Origin of the sequence: Schaalia cardiffensis, assembly GCF_016405145.1 — a bacterium.
Lineage (GTDB): Bacteria > Actinomycetota > Actinomycetes > Actinomycetales > Actinomycetaceae > Pauljensenia > Pauljensenia cardiffensis.
This window is the reverse complement of sequence record NZ_JAEKIA010000012.1, coordinates 1-18386: the sequence shown is the minus strand read 5'-3', so window position 1 is coordinate 18386 and position 18386 is coordinate 1. Positions and strand designations below refer to the sequence as shown.

At 62.1% G+C, this 18386-nt stretch carries 14 protein-coding genes and 1 pseudogene; 8 read left to right on the top strand and 7 right to left on the bottom strand.

The window, feature by feature from the left end:
- The first annotated feature begins 338 nt into the window (after nucleotides 1–338).
- The 6 genes and pseudogenes from purD (at nucleotide 339) to JFX23_RS07555 (ending at nucleotide 7433) form a co-directional block, all read left to right on the top strand.
- On the top strand, nucleotides 339–1688 hold the full coding sequence (gene purD / locus JFX23_RS07580) for a phosphoribosylamine--glycine ligase (protein WP_198776391.1): 1350 nt from the start codon (nucleotides 339–341) through the stop codon (nucleotides 1686–1688).
- Nucleotides 1689–1714: 26 nt separating this feature from the next.
- On the top strand, nucleotides 1715–2770 hold the full coding sequence (locus JFX23_RS07575; protein ID WP_198776390.1) for a phosphoribosylaminoimidazolesuccinocarboxamide synthase: 1056 nt from the start codon (nucleotides 1715–1717) through the stop codon (nucleotides 2768–2770).
- A 52-nt stretch (nucleotides 2771–2822) separates the two neighbouring features.
- Nucleotides 2823–3086 (top strand): phosphoribosylformylglycinamidine synthase subunit PurS, encoded by a 264-nt coding sequence (gene purS / locus JFX23_RS07570; RefSeq protein WP_005962442.1) that lies wholly within the window; start codon nucleotides 2823–2825, stop codon nucleotides 3084–3086.
- Nucleotides 3083–3793: a phosphoribosylformylglycinamidine synthase subunit PurQ gene (purQ, locus tag JFX23_RS07565; RefSeq protein WP_198776389.1), complete on the top strand. Its 711-nt coding sequence runs from the start codon at nucleotides 3083–3085 to the stop codon at nucleotides 3791–3793. Before purS ends, purQ begins: the two co-directional genes overlap by 4 nt.
- 83 nt (nucleotides 3794–3876) lie before the next feature.
- Entirely contained in the window at nucleotides 3877–6243 is a 2367-nt protein-coding gene (purL, locus tag JFX23_RS07560) for a phosphoribosylformylglycinamidine synthase subunit PurL (RefSeq protein WP_198776388.1), read from the top strand.
- 414 nt (nucleotides 6244–6657) lie between these two features.
- A pseudogene (locus JFX23_RS07555) lies at nucleotides 6658–7433 on the top strand (CDP-alcohol phosphatidyltransferase family protein).
- A gap of 264 nt (nucleotides 7434–7697) precedes the next feature.
- On the opposite strand, the gene JFX23_RS07550 reads toward JFX23_RS07555, so the two are convergent.
- Complete coding sequence (locus tag JFX23_RS07550) at nucleotides 7698–8651, bottom strand: hypothetical protein (RefSeq protein WP_198776387.1); 954 nt, start codon at nucleotides 8649–8651, stop codon at nucleotides 7698–7700.
- A 321-nt stretch (nucleotides 8652–8972) separates the two neighbouring features.
- On the opposite strand from JFX23_RS07550, the gene JFX23_RS07545 reads away from it, so the two are divergent.
- A complete protein-coding gene (locus tag JFX23_RS07545) occupies nucleotides 8973–9338 on the top strand; it encodes a sterol carrier family protein (protein WP_198776386.1) in 366 nt (121 codons plus the stop codon).
- A gap of 129 nt (nucleotides 9339–9467) precedes the next feature.
- Here the strand turns inward: JFX23_RS07545 and JFX23_RS07540 are convergent, their stop codons facing one another.
- Nucleotides 9468–9731: a DUF4235 domain-containing protein gene (locus JFX23_RS07540; protein ID WP_005962435.1), complete on the bottom strand. Its 264-nt coding sequence runs from the start codon at nucleotides 9729–9731 to the stop codon at nucleotides 9468–9470.
- Between the two features lie 162 nt (nucleotides 9732–9893).
- Between JFX23_RS07540 and JFX23_RS07535 the strand changes: the two genes are divergently transcribed.
- Complete coding sequence (locus tag JFX23_RS07535) at nucleotides 9894–11018, top strand: hypothetical protein (protein WP_198776385.1); 1125 nt, start codon at nucleotides 9894–9896, stop codon at nucleotides 11016–11018.
- Nucleotides 11019–11052: 34 nt separating this feature from the next.
- On the opposite strand, the gene JFX23_RS07530 is transcribed toward JFX23_RS07535, so the two are convergent.
- From JFX23_RS07530 to JFX23_RS07510, 5 genes are all read right to left on the bottom strand, one after another.
- Complete coding sequence (locus JFX23_RS07530) at nucleotides 11053–12372, bottom strand: DUF4921 family protein (protein WP_198776384.1); 1320 nt, start codon at nucleotides 12370–12372, stop codon at nucleotides 11053–11055.
- A gap of 242 nt (nucleotides 12373–12614) precedes the next feature.
- The gene (locus JFX23_RS07525; protein WP_198776383.1) at nucleotides 12615–13025 is read right to left on the bottom strand and encodes an ACT domain-containing protein; all 411 of its coding nucleotides are present in this window, start codon (nucleotides 13023–13025) and stop codon (nucleotides 12615–12617) included.
- Between the two features lie 118 nt (nucleotides 13026–13143).
- Complete coding sequence (locus JFX23_RS07520) at nucleotides 13144–13989, bottom strand: aldo/keto reductase (protein WP_198776382.1); 846 nt, start codon at nucleotides 13987–13989, stop codon at nucleotides 13144–13146.
- Nucleotides 13990–14286: 297 nt separating this feature from the next.
- Nucleotides 14287–16395, bottom strand: coding sequence for an ABC transporter ATP-binding protein (locus tag JFX23_RS09540; protein ID WP_269815703.1), 2109 nt, complete (start codon nucleotides 16393–16395; stop codon nucleotides 14287–14289).
- Between the two features lie 50 nt (nucleotides 16396–16445).
- On the bottom strand, nucleotides 16446–18185 hold the full coding sequence (locus tag JFX23_RS07510) for an ABC transporter ATP-binding protein (protein WP_198776380.1): 1740 nt from the start codon (nucleotides 18183–18185) through the stop codon (nucleotides 16446–16448).
- Between the last annotated feature and the right edge of the window lie 201 nt (nucleotides 18186–18386).

Sequence of the window (18386 nt, the reverse complement as noted above, 5' to 3'; positions counted from 1 at the left end):
GTGTAGGATCGGAAGAGTAGTTGCAAATTTCCGCTCGTGCAGTGGACGCGGGAATAGGTGTGGGACTTATTGATAATTCCGCTTCCGAACCGATTGTTTCGTCGACCCTCAACAGATCCTTCGACTGTTCGGCGCTGCCAAAGACACCGAACGGGCAGCGCTGCCTCTCCCAGGTTAATTGGGGTCCTCGTGGCGCTTCAATATGGATGTCGGCTTTGTTGGGGCTTTCAAGCTGGCGTGACCGTTGCACTGCTTGGATGCGAAAGCCTGATTGAACGCGTGGGCGGCGTCACAGAATGGGGCTTCGAGGAAGCTCCCAGAACCGCTAGGCTGGGAGCGTGAAGGTTCTTCTCGTGGGGAACGGAGGGCGTGAACACGCCCTCGCCCGAGCACTTGTCCGCACCTCCAATGCCGAGCACCCCGTACAGCTCGCAGTACAAGCCGGAAACCCCGGCCTCGAAACCCTGGGCGACTCCTTCGCGTTTACTGCGACGGACCCCGGTGAAGTCCTCGCACTCGCGAAAGACCAAGGCGCAGAACTCGTTGTCGTCGGCCCAGAAGCTCCACTCGTCGCCGGAGTCGCCGACGTCCTAAAAGCTGCGGGCATCCCCTGCTTCGGCCCCACGTCGGACGCGGCCCGCCTCGAAGCTTCAAAATCTTTCGCGAAAGACGTCATGGCGGAAGCTGGAGTCGCAACCGCGCGTTCCTTCACCTGCCGAAACATGAGCGAAGTTGACGTGGCCCTCGAAGAACTCGGCGCCCCGCACGTCGTCAAAGACGATGCCCTCGCTGCAGGTAAGGGAGTCGTCGTCACTCACAACTTGCAAGAGGCTCGCGCCCACGCGAAAGCCTGCCTTGAACGCGAAGACGGCGCCGTCGTCATCGAAGACTATCTTGACGGCCCCGAAGTCTCACTTTTCTGCCTCTGCGACGGGACAAGCGTCATCCCACTCGTTCCCGCGCAAGACTTCAAACGCGCAGGCGACGCTAACTCAGGGCCGAACACGGGGGGCATGGGCGCCTACTCGCCGCTCCCATGGCTCGACGAGGGCGTTGTCGAAGAGGTCGTCCGCTCCGTCGCCCAACCCACCGTTGACGCCATGGCGAAACGCAACACTCCCTTCGTTGGCCTCCTCTACTGCGGCCTCGCAATGACCTCGAAGGGCATTCGGGTTGTCGAGTTCAATGTCCGCTTCGGCGATCCGGAAACCCAGGTCGTCCTCGAACGCCTCGACTCGCCCCTGGTTGAACTCCTCCACGCTGCCGCCACCGGCACCCTCGACCAGGTGCCCGCCCCCCAGTGGTCCACTGACGCGGCCGTCACCGTCGTCATGGCCTCTGGCGGCTATCCCGGAGCGAGCGACACCGGCCACGAGATCACCGGCATCGACAAGGCCGAAGCAATTCCCGGCATCCACGTCATCCAAGCCGGCACCTCGAAGAAAACTCTGCGCCCCGAAGACGGGCTCAACTCGTCCGAAAACGGCGCCGAGACGAAAGAAGTCCTCGTCAACTCGGGAGGCCGCGTCCTTAACGTCGTGGGGCGCGCCGCTACGGTGCAAGCCGCGCGCGCCCTCGCATACGAGGGCGTCGAACAGATCACCTTCGCCGGAGAGCACCACCGATCCGATATTGCGACCTGGCCCGCCGAACTGAACCTGCCTGCAGGGCCCAAGCTGAAGAACTGAACTGAAAAGAGACTCGGAGGAATCTGATGAGCGCACGCGAACTGCCCGGATGGGTCCACATGTCCTCCGGGAAGGTGCGCGACATCTACATCCCCGAAGGGACGAGACTCCCCACGGGCGCAAAGGTCCCCGAGGCCTCGGAGCTCACGAAAAGCCCGGGCCTTGCCCAGGGGGGCGACACCGCAGACGGCCAGGGCGCACCCGGACACCGGGCCGGGCTCGGAGGCCCGGCTGCACCCGAAAGCCAAAGCGCTGCCGACCGCCTCCTTCTCGTCACCTCGGACAGGATCAGCGCCTATGACTTCATCCTCCCCACCCCGATCCCGGACAAAGGCAAAATCCTCAACCAACTCGCGATCTGGTGGATGAAACGTCTCGACACCGTCATCGACAATCACCTGCTCTCCACATCATTCGACCCTGCCGACCCCCTGAGTGTCCCTGAAGCCGTCGAAGGGCGAGCCGTCGTCGCACGAGCGCTCGACATGATCCCAATCGAATGCGTCGTCCGCGGCTACCTCACGGGCTCCGGCCTCGTCGAATACCGAGAATCGCAGTCCGTCTGCTCCCTGCCTCTCCCCGCAGGACTCGAAGAAGCCTCCCGCCTGGAAGAAGCGATCTTCACGCCCGCCGCGAAAGCTGAACTCGGCGAACACGACGAGAACATTTCCTTCGAACGCGCCTGCACCATGGTCGGTGTTGAACTCGCCACCCGCCTTCGTGACACCTCCATCCGCCTCTACGAGCAGGCGCGCCTCATCGGCGCCGAACGCGGAGTCATCATTGCCGACACGAAGTTCGAATTCGGCCTCGACCGCGAAAGCGGCGCCCTCGTCCTCGCAGATGAGATCCTGACCCCCGACTCTTCGCGTTTCTGGCCAGCCGACGAATGGACCCCGGGCCGCGTCACCCCCAGCTTCGATAAGCAGTACATTCGCGATTGGCTCACCTCCGAAGAATCAGGGTGGGACAAAAACTCGGGCGAAGAGCCCCCCGCTCTTCCCGAGAAGGTCGTCGCCGCGACCCGCGAGCGCTACATCGAAGCTTTCCGTCGCCTCACCGGCGAGGAACCGCAACTGTAAAGCAGCACCCGATGGTGGGGCGAAAGGCCCCGCCCGACCAAGGAGGAACGCCGTGGGGCGAATCATCGTGGAAGTGATGCCGAAGCCGGAAATCCTGGACCCCCAGGGCAAAGCAGTCGGATCAGCGCTGCCCAGGCTCGGGATCACGAGCTTCACTTCGGTCCGTCAGGGCAAATGCTTCCACCTCAGCGTTGAAGGGCCAGTGACCGAAGAGCTCCTCGCTCAGGCTCGCACAGCCGCCGAAGAGGTCCTCTCGAACCCGATCATCGAGGACGTCGTGCGCGTTGAGGCCCTTCCCGAGGAGGAGGCGAAGTGACCCGCATTGGAGTCATCACCTTCCCCGGCACCCTCGACGACCAGGATGCGGCGCGCGCAGTGCGCCTCGCTGGCGGCGAGCCCATTGCCCTGTGGCACAAGGACAGCGAACTGCATGGCGTCGACGCGGTCATCATCCCCGGGGGCTTCTCCTACGGCGACTACCTGCGCTGTGGTGCAATCGCCGCGACAGCGCCCGTCATGAGGGAAATCATCGAACAAGCTGGGAAAGGCATGCCCGTCCTCGGCATCTGCAACGGCTTTCAGGTGCTCTGCGAAGCGCACCTCCTGCCCGGCGCGCTCATCCGCAACGACCACCAAAAGTTCTTGTGCCGCGACCAGGTTCTGCGCATCGAGAACAGCGACACCATGTGGACCAAGTCCTTCTCCCAAGGTGACCTCATCACCGTCCCCCTGAAGAACGGCGAAGGTAACTTCCAGGCCAGCCCCGAAGAACTCGAACGCCTCGAGGGCGAGGGCCGCGTGGTCTTCCGCTATATGGAGGGCAACCCCAATGGTTCGGCGAAAGACATCGCAGGAGTCGCGAACGATGCGGGCAATGTCGTTGGCCTCATGCCCCACCCCGAGCACGCCATCGAGTCCGGTTTCGGGCCGCTCAGCGTCGATGCTTCCGGCGCCCACCTCGGCCACGGAGGCACACAGGGCCTGGGGATCTTCCAGTCCGTCCTGGCTAGCCTCCTTCGCTGACCCGGCATCCGTCGATACCAGCGGGCACACCGCATAGACCCAAGGAACCCCGGGCGTTGAGCCCGGAAAGGAACGGAACGCAAATGACCGTCGAGCTCGTCCCCACCGCCCCCCGCGAACTACCCGACACGATCGAGGACGCCGCCGCAACACCTTCCAAAGAGATGCCGTGGAAGGAACTCGGCCTCAAAGCCGATGAATACGAGCGGATCGTTGAAATCCTCGATCGTCGCCCCACGAACGCTGAACTCGCCATGTACTCCGTCATGTGGTCGGAGCACTGCAGCTACAAGTCATCGAAGAAACACCTCGTCGAACAATTCGGCAAGCGCACCAGCGAAGAGATGAAACGCCACCTCCTCGTCGGCATGGGCCAGAACGCCGGAGTCGTCGACATCGGTGGCGGATGGGCCGTCACCTTCAAAGTTGAATCCCACAACCACCCCTCCTTCGTTGAGCCCTACCAGGGGGCTGCGACCGGAGTCGGCGGGATTGTCCGTGACATCATCTCCATGGGCGCACGCCCAGTCGCCGTCATGGATCAACTCCGTTTCGGCTCCGTCGACCACCCGGATACGGCTCGCGTCGTCCACGGCGTCGTCTCCGGCGTTGGCGGCTACGGCAACTGCCTCGGCCTGCCCAACATCGGCGGGGAAACCGAATTCGACTCTTCCTACCAGGGCAACCCCCTCGTCAACGCCCTGTGCGTTGGGACTTTGCGCCACGAGGACATTCACCTGGCCAACGCGACCGGTGAAGGCAATCTCGTCGTCCTCTTCGGCGCGCGCACCGGCGGCGACGGCATCGGCGGCGCCTCGATCCTCGCCTCGGAAACCTTCGAAGATGGGATGCCCGCTAAACGCCCGTCCGTCCAGGTCGGCGACCCCTTCATGGAGAAGGTCCTCATCGAATGCTGCCTCGACTTGTTCAAAGCCGGGGTCGTCCAGGGCATCCAGGACCTGGGAGCTGCGGGCATCTCCTGCGCGACCTCGGAGCTTGCTTCCAATGGTGATTCAGGGATGCACGTCGACCTCGAGAAGGTCCTTCTGCGCGACCCGAGCCTCACCGCCGGTGAGATCCTCATGTCCGAATCCCAGGAACGCATGATGGCGATCGTCACTCCCGAGGACGAGGAGCGTTTCTTCGAGATCATCGACAAGTGGGACGTTGAAGCCTCCATCATTGGCGAACTCACCGGCGATGGTCGCCTCACCATCGACCACTTCGGTCACCGCATCGTCGACGTGGACCCGAAGACCGTCGCCCATGAGGGCCCCGTCTACGACCGGCCCTACGCCCGTCCGCTGTGGCAAGACGAACTCCAGGCCAACACTTGCGCCGCGCTTGCCCGCCCCTCCTCCTCCGAAGAGCTCGTCGCGGACATTATGAGTGTCCTCACGGATGTCAACCAGGCGTCGAAAGCGTGGGTGACCGACCAGTACGACCGTTATGTGCAGGGCAACACCGCCCTCGCACAGCCCGACGATGCGGGCGTCGTACGTGTTGACGAGGAGAGCGGTCTTGGGGTTGCTCTGGCGACGGACGCGAACGGCTGGTACACGAAACTTGACCCGGCAATGGGCGCGAAGCAGGCGCTCGCCGAGTCCTACCGCAATGTGGCGATCGTCGGCGCGCAACCAGTTGCCATCACCGACTGCCTGAACTTCGGTAATCCTGAGGACACGGATGCGATGTGGCAGCTCGTTACCGCGATGACGGCCCTCGCTGATGGTTGCATCGAACTCGGCATTCCCGTCACCGGCGGTAATGTGTCGCTCTACAACTCCTCTGGAACGGAGAAGAACCTCCCGAACTCTTCGATCAACCCGACCCCCGTTGTCGGCATGCTTGGAATCATGGAAGATGTCAGCCGCGCGAACCCCTCGGGTTTCACGGAGGAGGGCCTCGCGGTCGTTCTCCTTGGTGACACTCGTGACGAGCTCGACGGCTCCGCGTGGGCGCGCATCCGTCACGGCCACCTCGGCGGCCTTCCCCCGAAGGTCGATCTGAGCGCCGAGGTCGCCCTCGGCAACGTGGTCCGCGCCCTCAGTGCCGCAGATGACCCTCAGGGCCGTCCGCTCATTCGCGCCGCGCACGACCTGTCGAATGGTGGTCTTGTGCAGTCCCTTGTTGACATGTGTCTGCGTTTTGGCGTCGGTGGGTCTTTCGACCTGAGTGAGGCGGCGGGCATATCGGGCCTGGGCGACTTCGAAATGCTCTTCTCTGAGTCCCAGGGGCGCGCTCTCATCGCCGTTCATGAAGCCGCACTTCCGGCCGTGTACGCGGCTGCCGAGGCCGAGGGCGTGCGGGCGACGAGGATCGGCACGAGCGGAGGCGAGCTGCTCGCTGTTCTCGGCACGGACCTGCTCGGAGAGGGAGAAAAGCCCTGGATCGCTGATCTGGGGGAGCTTCGAGCCGCCTCTGAAGCGGCACTGAGGGATCGTTTCTGATCGCCCTGCCTTTCTCGCCTCGACATCGCTCAGGAGTCCAGCCTGAGTCTGTTCAGGACGGGGGAGGGGTGGAGGGCGTGTTTCGAGCGCATCTGTTCGAGGGGTGTGCGCGCTGCTGTGCGGCGCGCACACCCGCGCACGGCAGATGCCCATTCGGGGGACGTCGCTTGTTGGGGGATAGTCGAGGGAGACCGCTTGTTGCGAGATAGGACCTGCGAGGCGGAGCCCACACGCTCCTTCCTTTGCGAGGCCGTGAAACCTACGGCCCGTGACTTGAGGGCTCGGACTCAAAGCTCGAGCCCTCTCAGGGGATTCCCTGATTCTCTTCGCCCACCAGCCTTAAGTCCTCGAGATTCTTGTTTTCTTAGCGCACACTAGAGCCCAGTTCGTCCAGACTCATCAGGAGACTCCTTCATGTCCACGCCTTGCGAAAACGCGGAGACAGCATCGCAACCCCAGGTTGAGCCCACCCTCAACCCTGCAGCGCCATCCGCATCGGAAAAAATTGCCGCTTGGGCTGTACACGCCTTCACCATGTCAGGTCTCGCCTGGGCGATGCTCGCGGCCATCGCCCTCGTGGAAGGAGAGATCAAATGGATGTGGTTCTGGCTCCTGATTTCCCTCATTGTGGATGGGGTCGATGGGACTCTGGCCCGTCACTTCCGCGTCAAAGAGGTCGTGCCCTGGTTCGACGGCGGTGTCCTCGACAATGTCGTCGACTACATCACCTGGACCTTCCTGCCGGGATTGTTCATGTACCTCTACTTGCCTTTCGGCTCAAAGACCATTGGGCTCATCGCCGCCGTTGTCGCCGTCGTATCCTCGGTGTTCTGCTACGCGAATGCAGGGGAGAAGTCGAATGATGCGTACTTCGTGGGCTTCCCCGCTGCGTGGAATGTCGTTGCCCTCGCGATGTACCTCCTCCACACTCCCGTGTGGTTCAACATTACGGCGACCATTATCTTGGCGGTCCTCACTCTGTTCCCCTGCACTACACGCATCCCATGCGGGTGAGGCGCTACCGGATGGTGAACCTCATTGCGACCGGAACCTGGATCGGGGCCGTCGCCGTCCTCGTGTGGATGCATCCTTTCGCTCCAGTGTGGGCGCTCGTCGTTTTCTGGGTCTCTGCAGCCTGGTTCCTCTTGAGCGGCATCTTCCGTACGATCCGCGGCCGCGACGACGAGTAATTCCCCGAGCCGTGGGGCTGTCTCGCGCGTGAACCTCTCTCCTCGGCCGCAGGCCTGCATTGTTTCGGGTGCGGGCCAGTATCGCCTTCGGAGAGCGCGCGGGCTTGGACTGACTGTTCCTGGATGCTCTGCCCCGGGTTGAATGGCAGAAAAGGGGCTCTGGGCACAAGATTCAGGGGATTACCCCCAAGTGTGTGAGTCCCCGAGCCCCGAATGATCGCGTCCGCTACACGCCAGACGCTCAGTGCCTCACAACTCAGGCACTCAACGCCCCTCGCGAAGCCCCCGTGCAACCAGGCGGTCCCGCAACCAGCGGATCCCCTCCAGAGCAATTGCGCCAATAATCATTGCGACCACAAAAGCCGTCACACCCGGCGGATAGTTCTTACCGTGCATCCAGAAATAGACATAGGGCGACACAAAGGTCACGATCGTCACAATGAGCCCGGCAAAGCGCGTGAAGAAGGTCCTCCCCGCGACAAGAGCAAGAAGACCCCAGGTATAGGGAATCGCCGTAATGATGTCGATCAGCCACAAAACCCAGACCCGTCCATGGAAACCCGGAACGAGGGCGACGGGCAGCGCCCTCAGCGATGAGTAGACGAACACGACGAAATAGGCGACGAATCGTGGATCAATGATGAGCCGGGCAAGACGAGAGCGCTCCCGGATACGGACCTGGGCGCGCCGCAGTGCTGCGATCGCTCGATGCGAGGCGCGCAAAGTATCCGCATTGCGCAGAACATGACGAAGGTAATGAGCCTTCTCAGGATTCTCAGACCAGGCGGTGACGAGCGCAACCGGGTTGAGGGCGACCGGGATCTTCTGATCGGCTCGCATCGGCCCGGCAATACGGATGAGCCCACCCCCAATGAAGTCTTCGAGAGTGTCGAGAGAATCAGCGGACACGAAAGATAGCCAGAGGGTACAGCGGTGTTCCAACGCTTCTTTCAGGCGGTGGCCGAATGCGATGCCCCAAGAGTTGGGTCGCAGAACATCCGGGCTCGCCTCCTGAGCGAACTCGTCGAGCGCTTCAATGTATGCGGTGTGCCTGACAGCGAGCGAACCGATGCGATCCACCCCGGAGACTTCCTTCAACACCTCCGAGTCCCAGTTGCCGTTTCGTGCTTCGGGGGTGTCGAGGACGGAACCGGAAACGAGGAAACGCTCCCACGGCCGAAGATCGCACTTCGTCTGTAGGTGGTCAGCCTTCTTCATGGCCCTCCTTGAGTCGGTGTCGCGTCCTCTCACCAGGAGAAAACACGGATGGATGAGAAGTCTGCTGAGCGGGGCGGCGAATGCAGGTCCTCGGCCTCTCCGGCGTTGTGCTTCACAAGAAGACGCTGAACGAGGCTGGTGGTGTTCCTCAGCTGGTTTCTCCTGGTAGTGGGACCTTTCTGAAGGAAGAACGCCGGGGGTGGCACCTCTGGGGAAGAGGCAGCACTGCCGTGCTTAAAGTCTGCCAGGTGAAAGCCCTCCTCGGCTATCCGGGACTCCCTGTATTCGTCCCCCATCTTCGGGTGCGTTTAGGATTTGCGTATGCCGAAACGCCGGATCAGCACCGAAGAAGGCCTATTAGCACTTCGCACATGGGCGCGCGAAGGAGAAGACACTGAGCGCGCACTCATGCTGACCGCTGTTCGCTTTTCATTGGAAGAACTCGGCGCTTTGCATCCTGGGCGAGCCGTCGAAGTCCGAGTCCCCCCGGCGGGTGCGGTCCAGATCCTCCCAGGAACGACTCACCGCCGGGGCACACCTCCCGCTGTTGTGGAAACCTCAATGCAGGTGTGGCTCTCCCTCGTCACGGGGTGCTTGAGCTGGGAGGAAGCCATTTCTGATGGGCGAATCCACGCTTCGGGGGAGCGAACGGATCTCGCGCCCTTTTTCCCGTACCTGTTGCTGTGAGCCCCTCCACGCCGCAGGGTCGGTTCCTACGGCGCGGAGTCGGTTCCTTAAGTGCGGGGTCCTTGCCGACGGGGAGAGCTCAAGTCCTCCTGGGATTGAAACCCCTCCCCCTTGCAGGACCCCTTGCCCTCATCCCCAGTTTCTCGACTCGCGCAGCCTCCGGCTGTTCATTTTCTTCGCAGCACGGAAGGCATAACGCTCTGCAACCGCGCCAATCGCAGCGGAGGCTGCGGCGAACACAATGAGGGAGATCAAAGCGGCCTCGTCATCGTCCTCGCGCGGAACATCCCTGCCGGTCGCGGCTTTCCACGCGACTTCGACGATCTTGCCGGCAGCGAGCGCCGAAACCGCCATCACGCCCGCGCTCGCGAGCTTCCAACCAAGATCCTCCATGATCTCCTCCTAGGCTGAGACAAGGGAAAGGGCCCGGACCAACGGGCACCACAGTTCATACCTGTTTCATCATGCCGCATGACAGGAAACTGCGCAGGTCCACCGACGCGTGCTTTCCGGCCTAAACTATCCACTGTTCGCCGCCACGCCAAAGGAGTTCTGATGGAATCGACTCGCCGACCGATCATGATCGGAGCTGGACTTGCCGCGTGCATCCTCCTTGCGGCCTGTACCCCGGCAGTCAGTCCCTCATACGAGTCTGTTGACCCCTTCGACAAACCGATCGAACCCAACGGGATGGGCGCGCAAGCATCGCAGCCCGCTTCCGAGGGGAGCCTGGGAGCACCAGAGCCCCTGAAAGGCTCAGGCAGCGTGAAGCTCGCCGTAATGGAGGGCCAAAGGCTTCCCGCCTCAGTTGAAGAAGCTTTCCACAGGTACACAGGATTCACCCTTGAACAGAAGGAAGTGGCCTCCGCTTCGCACATCTTGGGACTCGGAGTGGACGCGGTGATCGGTCTTGGGGCCAATGACCTCTTCGAGGCGGGCTCCGCCCTTGGCACAACACCCGCTCTCGACCTCGTCCCTGAAGGAACCGGGGTTGAGGGGGTGGCCTCCGAACTCGCCTATGGCAGGGACGACGTGTGCGTCCTGGCAGACCGGGGCTGGATGTCGGCGAATAGGCGCTCAATGCCAAGCGGAATCGAAATACTCGCGAGCGCGGATCATGCCCAATTGCTGGCGTTCCCGGACCCGGACCACTTTTCACCTTCCGCTCTCTTCATCGCGGGCGCGCGTGCGAAACTCGGTGAAGGCATGGGACAGTGGGCCTTCGACATGAGGGCCGGGGGAGCTCTCATCGCCTCGCAGGAGGAGGCGAACTCCTCGTGGACTGCTCTCGAACCGCCCCAGTCAGATGCGCAGCCGTCGCGTCCGCTCATGATCGCCTCGATGAGCGCGATCATGCGCTCCACCACGAACACGGGGGTCGAGGCCGCAGCCCAAGCCCTTGCTGCGAGCTGTGTGCAACGCTACCTTTATGCAGCCCCCGCAGCAGATGCTGCGAATGAGAAGGGTGCGACTTCGTTCATGACCTGGTTGCTCACCTGGTCGGGCCAGCATGCACTCGCCGAGGCGGGAGTCGCGTATCCCCTGGATCCTCAGGCCGTGGAGAACACTCCGGCGCACTGGTTCCTCACGCCCAAGTCTGATGCCCTCATCCTTGATGAGACGGCGATCAAGAATACTGGGGACGCGCTCGCCCAGTGGGATGCGGCGAGCAACGGCTGAGGGTGAGGCGAGCCCTGGGAAAATCCCAGACTCTTCAGTCTGAGAGCATCTCCGGGCTGACGCGGCACTCCTTGCCGATCTTCATCGGAGCGATCGTGCCGGCCTCACGCATTTCCAGAAGACGTGGAACGAGCTTGTCGACGACATTCCACGGGTCGATGGTGTTGAGGTAGATACGAGTCCCGCCCTCGAAACCCGCGAGCGTCGAAATGCGCCACTTGAGCAGGATCCTGAAGCGCATCGGAGTGCGCACCGAGGGAGGACGGTGGTACCACTCCTCGTTGCAGGGCACATCCACGCCAGTGGCAGCGTGCATTGCGTGCAGCAGGTCGGAGACGGAACGCATCTGTTCTTCGGAGAGCTCCCAGGGGTTCTTCGGAGAATACAGGGGCCAGATCGCGACCCCCGGGAAACGGTGGCCGAAACCGGCCATTGCAATGGCATGCTCGTTTTGCGCGATGATGAGCTTACGGGTCGCAGCGACTTTGAGGATCTCATCGTAGATTCCGGGTTGGGAGCGCAAGCGATTGAGCTCCGCCTCCGTTTGAACGGAGAAGTCGTCAATCGCGACGAGCTGCTTGTGCAAGTGGTCGAAGGAGGCTCCCGCGGGTTTCAACCAGTTCTGGAAGGTCGCGACGTAGCGGACGTGCTCATCGAGACCGTAGAGCTCATTCATTGTGCGCGCCGTGAAGGCCGTGTACTGGTAGTGCTCCTCGGGAGTGAGTGTGCCCGAACCTGCGAGCGCGGTCGTATCTATTGCACCATCGACATAGTGACGGCGAGCGACGATCAGATCATGGCCGCCGGAGAAGAAGCCATTGGCCTGCTGAAGCTTTTGAGAATCCCCCATCGCTTCGAACTCTTCGGCGGAAACACCCGAGGTGAGCATACGGGCCCTCACAACGCGCATGATGTGCTCGTAGCCCTCGGGAGAGGCCAGGTACTCCGCCATACGACGATGCTCGGATTCGGAGGGGATGTGCCCGTGATTGAGATGCCAATAGTTGTAGGAAACGATCTCAAACAGGTTCGGGATGCGCCTGAACTCCGCTACCTGTTCTGAAAGGCGTTCAGCCGGAAGCCCGGCGATTTCGCGCCAGGACCCGTCCTCGTCAATGACGAGACGTGACTTCTCCGGTGGGGTCTCAAGGTAGCGGGCATCGCAGAAGGCGCAGTGGTGGCCGTCGCGTGAATGGTCGATCGGCAAAGGATCGGAGTGTGGGACCGATAGAGGGCGGTTGCCTCGCCCTGGGACGGTCCACACCTCAGTTCCGGTGAGAAGGTTGTGCTGTTTGACCGTACCGTCTGCGAGTCGCATAATGGCGCGATCCGTCCGCGAGAGCTCCTTTGCCATGCCTCCATCCTACCTGTTGGGACACGAGTCGCGAGGGCGGCACCGACTCCCCTCGCTTGTGGGCAGGCCAATTCCGCCAACTCTGGTGGGGCAGAGGCGTGGCCAAGTCCCCTCGCGCGTGGGGAAAGCTTGTCTCCTGTGGGCGTGTGGGCGAGGGCGGTCGCCAAGTCCCCTCGCGTGTGGGGAAAGCAAAGCCTCGGTTCGGGGACGGGCAGGCGCTGAGTTGTGAGGCAGCCAGGCGCTTAGTTGTGGGGCAGCCAGCCGCGAGCGTTCTTCCCCAGCTCAATGAGCAGCTGAGCGGCCTCGGCGGCGCGATCCGCCTGAACGAAGAAATGATCGTGGCGGGCGCAGGCAATCGGGTTCGCGACAATGGAACGCGCTGAGAGGATCTGCGCGATAGTTGCGGTCACACCGATCGAGTCAAGGTCAGCCTGCAAACCGAGGGAGAGGTGCGCGTAGGTCTTGTCCACGGGCAGGCCCACGGCCTCGGCCTCGGACTTTTCGAGGACGACGGTGAGCATGTCATCATCGCGGATCACTGCGAAAGGATGTGTGCTATCAGGGACCTCATCGACGAGGGCGAAAACGTACTCCCCCTGGGGTGTGGGGGAGAGGGTGGCGAGCATCTGGTCAAGAGCCTGAGGATCGGACATGCGCGAAAGACTAGCGCGGAAAGGACCTCACTTCCCACCCCGTCCCACTGCTGGACAGGCACAGGCTCGTGCCAGCAGAAGGCAAGGTAAGGGTATTGCTCGTGACCTGCGCTGACGCTCAGAAGCGGTTCATTGTGTCGGGGTGGGAACCCGTGCGCCCGGCCTCGCCCTCGTCGAGGGAAGAGATCAGCGCGAACTCCTGTGCTGAAAGCTCAAGGCCCACGGCCTCACGGTTTTCCAACTGGCGCGCCGGGTTCAAGGACTTCGGGAAAACCGCATCCCCGCGCTGCAGCGCCCAAGCGAGTGCGATCTGGGCGGCGCTCTTGGCGTGGGCGGCGCCGATCTTGGTCAGGACTGGATCGCAGGTCGCACGCCCGCGTGCCAGTGGCGACCAGGCTTCAATCACCATGCCGATGCTGCGCGCATAGTCGCGAAGCGCGTTGTTCGGCAGGTAGGGGTGGGCTTCGATCTGCAGGACATGCGGAGAAACCGAAGCGACCTTGAGAACCTCGTTGATGTGCGATGCCTGGTAGTTCGACAAACCGATCGCTTGAGCCTGGCCCAGGTCGTAGAACTCCTCGAGCACCGGCCACGGCAGGGCGACATTCCCCTCGTAGAGTCCCGGCAGTGGCCAGTGAACGAGGAAGAGATCCACGTAATCGCTCTGCAAGTCTTCGAGGCTCTGCTTGAAGGAATCGCGCGCAGCCTGAGGCTCGTGATTACGGTTGTTGAGCTTCGAGGTGAGGAAGATCTGCTCGCGCGGGATCCCCGATTCTGCGATTGCGCGCCCGACTTCGAGCTCATTTCCATACATCTGCGCGGTGTCGATGTGCCGGTATCCGAGCTCCAAAGCTGAGGAGACCGCGTCGAAGGTGTCTTCGGGGCTGATCTTGAAGGTGCCGAATCCGAACTGGGGCATTTCCTTGCCGTTTGAAAGGACAAGGTTCGGGATCTGAGGAGACATGGTGGTCCTTGGGGTTAGAGGATCACAGCTGTGCTGCGCCCCCTCAGTCTCGCACTTCGATCCTCGAGGGCGTGGGTGAACAGAGAGAAGCGCCGACACACAGCGAGAAGTCGGGGCACGGGACGCCCTGGACCTTGCGGCTGGCCTCCCCGTGTCGCGCGAGAGGGGCTCTTCCAAGAGAACCCACCTCCGTGCGGGACGGCCTCCACTCTTGGAAGAAGGCTCCTGAGCTGCGAGGCGGCAGGGAAGACGAAAGTGAGGCTGCGACGCGATAGTCAAGCCACGGCTGGGGCGACCTCAGATCGTTGAAGCCTCAGCAGGGCCAGCGAACTGGGCGTTGTAGAGGCGCGCGTAGGCGCCGCCCGCAGCGAGGAGTTCCTCGTGCCGCCCCATCTCCACGACATCGCCCTGCTCCATGACGAGAATGACATCGGCATCGCGGATCGTCGAGAGGCGGTGGGCGATGACGAAGGCAGTGCGACCCTCGCGCAAACGATCCATGGCCTTTTGGACGAGGACCTCGGTGCGGGTGTCGACCGAAGAGGTCGCTTCGTCGAGGATGAGAATGTCAGGCCTGGACACGAAGGCTCTCGCGATCGTGAGGAGCTGCCTCTCGCCCTGGGAGATGACATCCGCCGAGTCGGAAACATGCGTCTCGTAGCCTTCGGGCAGGTGGCGAATCAAACGGTCCGCAGCGGTCTGCTTCGCAGCGTCAACGACCTTTTCAGAGCTGGCGTCATCGGAGCCGAAAGCGATGTTCTCCTCGATCGTGCCCTCGAAGAGCCAGGTGTCTTGCAAGACCATCCCCATATGAGCACGCAGCACATCCTTATCAAGAGTGGAGATGTCCACCCCATCAAGAGTGATCCGACCCGAATCGAGCTCGTAGAAGCGCATGAGCAGATTGACGAGTGTCGTCTTGCCTGCGCCGGTCGGGCCGATAATGGCAACCATCTGCCCGGGATCGACCTCGAGAGACAAGTCCTTAATGATCGGCGTGCCCTCGACGTAGGAGAAACGCACGTGCTCGAAGACGACACGGCCCGAAACATGCTCCTCTTCGCCAGCGCCTGAGTCGCCCTCGTCAAGGATGCTGCCAGTGCGAAGAGCCCTCCCCTTAGCGAGGCTCTCCCCCTCGGCGCGGAGGGTGCCTTGAGTGAGCTCAGCACTTTCCGTGCCTTCGGCATTGTTGACACCATCAGCGCGACCAGCACATTCACTGAGCTCGGTAGCGACAGCAACAGCGCCGGAGGCTTTGCGCGCTTCGGCCAAGGACTTCGCGCCCCTGTCAGGAGCCATCTCCTGCGCGTCGAGGAACTCAAAGACCCGTTCAGCGGAGGCGACGCCCGACTGGAGTGAGTTCATCATCTGCGCGAGCTGGCCGATCGGCTGGTTGAGTTGGCGCGAGTACTGGATGAATGCCTGCACATCGCCCAGAGACATGGAGCCCTTCGCGACCATGAGACCGCCACCGACCGCGACGATCACATAGGAAATGTTCGAGATCATGTTCATCAGCGGCATCACGAGGTTCGAAATGAATTGCGCGATGAAGCTTGAACGATACAAAGCAGAGTTCGACTTCTCGAAGGCGGTGGTGTAGCGCCCCTCGAGACCGTAGAGGGCGAGGACCTCATGTCCGGAGATCGTCTCCTCAACGAGATCTGAAACCTCTCCAGTGGACTTCCACTGCTGGCGGAACTGAGGCTGTGCCTTGCTCATGAGAACCCCGGTGAGTGCCCCGCCCAGCGGAATGACAATAAGAGCAAGAAGGGTGAGCTTCCACGAGAGGGTGAGCATCATTGCGAGAATACCGAGGACCATGAGGACCGCTTGGAACAACTGCGAGAGGGTCTGGTTCATGACCTGAGCGATATTGTCCACGTCGTTCGACACTCGTGACATGAGGTCGCCGCGCGAGTGCGAATCAAAGTAGGACAGGGGCAGTTTCTCGATCTTCCTTTGCACCTTGTCGCGCAAACGCCAGCCGAGGTTTTGCACCGCGATCCGAAGGACCCAGCCGCTGAGGAAAGAGATGAGGGCTGCGGCGAGGTAGATGCCGACCGTGATGAGAAGGACCCTGCCGAGGGCGTCGAAGTCGATGCCCGCCCCCGGAGTGATGTCCATGGAGTCGAGCATCCTCGCCAGATCCGTCTTTCCCTGGGCTTCGAGGGCGGCAACGGCCGCTTCCTTCGAGGGCGCCTGAGCGATCATCTTGGAGACGACACCGTTGAAGATAATGTCAGTGCCTTTGCCAAGGACCTTCGGTGCGGCCACGTTGAAAGCCACTGAGAACACGGCAGCGATGAGCGCGATGGACACGAACCAGTAGTCGGGGCGCAGTTCCCCGATCAGGCGTTTGAAGGAACCGGAGAAATCCTTCGATTTTTCGACGGGCCTGTTCATCGCCTCATGGGGGTTTCGAGGACGATGGGTGTGACGTGTTTCCCGCGAGCTCATGCTGCTTCCTCTTCCTTCATCTGAGAAGCGACAATCTCCTTGTAGGTCTCGCAGGACGAGAGTAGTTCGGCGTGGGTTCCGCGCCCGATGATGCGCCCACCTTCGAGGACGAGAATCTCGTCCGCGTGGCGGATCGAGGCGACCCTTTGCCCGACGATGAGGATGGCCGCACCATTGGTGTAGGTGTTGAGGCCGAGGCGCAGTTTCGCATCCGTTGCGTAGTCGAGGGCCGAGAAGGAGTCATCGAAGACGTACAGCTCGGCCGCCCGGTACAGGGCTCGTGCAATGGCCAGGCGCTGGCGCTGGCCCCCGGAGAAGTTCGCTCCACCGGGCTCGACCTCGTGATCGATCCCATCGGGGAGGGCGGAAACGAACTCTTTCGCCTGAGCCCCTTCGAGCGCGAGTTCCACTCTGGCGCGTTGCGCGGCGTCGGGGTTTTCCACGCCTGAGACGGTGGAGGCGATTGTGCCGGAGAACAAATACGCCTTCTGGGGGACCATCGCGATGCGCGAGCGCAGCTCCGGGAGGGGAAGGTCTTTGAGGTCCTGGCCGTTGACGGAGAGGCGACCGCCCGTCGGATCGATCATGCGCGGCAGTAGATTCACGAGGGTCGTCTTACCGGAGGCCGTCGCGCCGATGATGGCGGTCGTCGTGCCCGGGCGGAGCGTGAGGTTCAGGTCTTCGAGGACGGCCTCCTCGGCTCCGGGGTAACGGAAAGCGGCTCCTTCGAAGGTGAAGGTCCACGCTCCGCTCGGGAGTGCGGCCGGGGCATCTGCCTCCTTCACGGTGGCTTCGTGGTCGAGGACTTCGGTGATGCGTCGAGCCGCCACATTTGCGCGCGGAACCATGATGAAGATCATTGCTGCCATCATGACCGCGCCGGAGATCATGCCGACGTAGTTGATGTAGGCGATCATTGAACCGATTTGCAGTTCATTAGAGTCGATGAGGATTGAAGCGAGCCAGAGGACGCCGACGGTCGAGATTGAGATGACCACCATGACGGCGGGGAACAGGAAGGCGAACCAGGAACCGATGGAGAGGGCGACCTTGCGGAGCTGATCGTTCGCCTCGGTATAGCGTTCGCGGATGAGGTCCTGGCGGATGAAGGCGCGGATGACGCGGATCCCGGCCAGTTCTTCGCGCAGAGCCGTATTCATGTTGTCGATGCGGGTTTGCTGCACGTGGAAGAGTGGGCTGAGGCGCCTCATGACGAGGGCGATGATGATAGTGAGGAGGGGAACGAGGACGAGGAGGACCGCTGAGAGCTTGACGTCTTGGCGCAGCGCCATGATGACGCCGCCGACACCCATGATCGGAGCGCCGATCATGATGGAGAAGGTGAGCATCACCGTCGTTTGGATCTGCTGGATGTCATTCGTCGAGCGGGTGATGAGCGAGGAGGCGCCGAAGGAGTGATAGTCCTGGGTGGAGAATCCGTGGATCTTCGTGAAGATGTCGGAGCGCAGGTGTGCTCCGAGGGACATGGCGAGGCGGGCTCCCAGGTAGATCGCGAGCGCGGTGCACAGCATCTGCGCGAAGGCGATGGCGAGCATTTGCGCGCCGAAGTGCCAGATGAGCCCGGTGTTGCCTTGAGCGACGCCCTCGTCGATGATGCGGGCGTTGAGGTCTGGCAGTTCGAGGGAGGCGATTGTCGCTGCGGTTTGAAGGACGACGACTGCGAGGACTTCCCAGACTCGCGCTTTTAGATGTCGCGATGCAAGGCTGAAGAGCATGGGGACTTCTTCCAAAGAGCAATTTTCAGGTTGCTGAAAAGTGTAGCGCCGAGGTGACGGAGTGTCGTCTTCGAGGGGGGTGCCCCTATGTGGTGTGTCAAGCGACGGTTGGTAGTTGGTGGGTGGGTTGGGGGTTGTAGAGGGTGGCGTTTCGGATCATGGCGTGTAGGGTGAGGATGCGGCGGTGGGCTAGGGCGATGA

Coding starts and splice junctions, on each gene's coding strand:
- JFX23_RS07575 (WP_198776390.1), top strand. CDS start 1,715: ATGAGCGCACGCGAACTGCCCGGATGGGTCCACATGTCCTCCGGGAAG.
- purL (WP_198776388.1), top strand. CDS start 3,877: ATGACCGTCGAGCTCGTCCCCACCGCCCCCCGCGAACTACCCGACACG.
- JFX23_RS07550 (WP_198776387.1), bottom strand. CDS start 8,651: ATGAAGAAGGCTGACCACCTACAGACGAAGTGCGATCTTCGGCCGTGG.
- JFX23_RS07545 (WP_198776386.1), top strand. CDS start 8,973: ATGCCGAAACGCCGGATCAGCACCGAAGAAGGCCTATTAGCACTTCGC.
- JFX23_RS07540 (WP_005962435.1), bottom strand. CDS start 9,731: ATGGAGGATCTTGGTTGGAAGCTCGCGAGCGCGGGCGTGATGGCGGTT.
- JFX23_RS07535 (WP_198776385.1), top strand. CDS start 9,894: ATGGAATCGACTCGCCGACCGATCATGATCGGAGCTGGACTTGCCGCG.
- JFX23_RS07530 (WP_198776384.1), bottom strand. CDS start 12,372: ATGGCAAAGGAGCTCTCGCGGACGGATCGCGCCATTATGCGACTCGCA.
- JFX23_RS07525 (WP_198776383.1), bottom strand. CDS start 13,025: ATGTCCGATCCTCAGGCTCTTGACCAGATGCTCGCCACCCTCTCCCCC.
- JFX23_RS07520 (WP_198776382.1), bottom strand. CDS start 13,989: ATGTCTCCTCAGATCCCGAACCTTGTCCTTTCAAACGGCAAGGAAATG.
- JFX23_RS09540 (WP_269815703.1), bottom strand. CDS start 16,395: ATGAACAGGCCCGTCGAAAAATCGAAGGATTTCTCCGGTTCCTTCAAA.
- JFX23_RS07510 (WP_198776380.1), bottom strand. CDS start 18,185: ATGCTCTTCAGCCTTGCATCGCGACATCTAAAAGCGCGAGTCTGGGAA.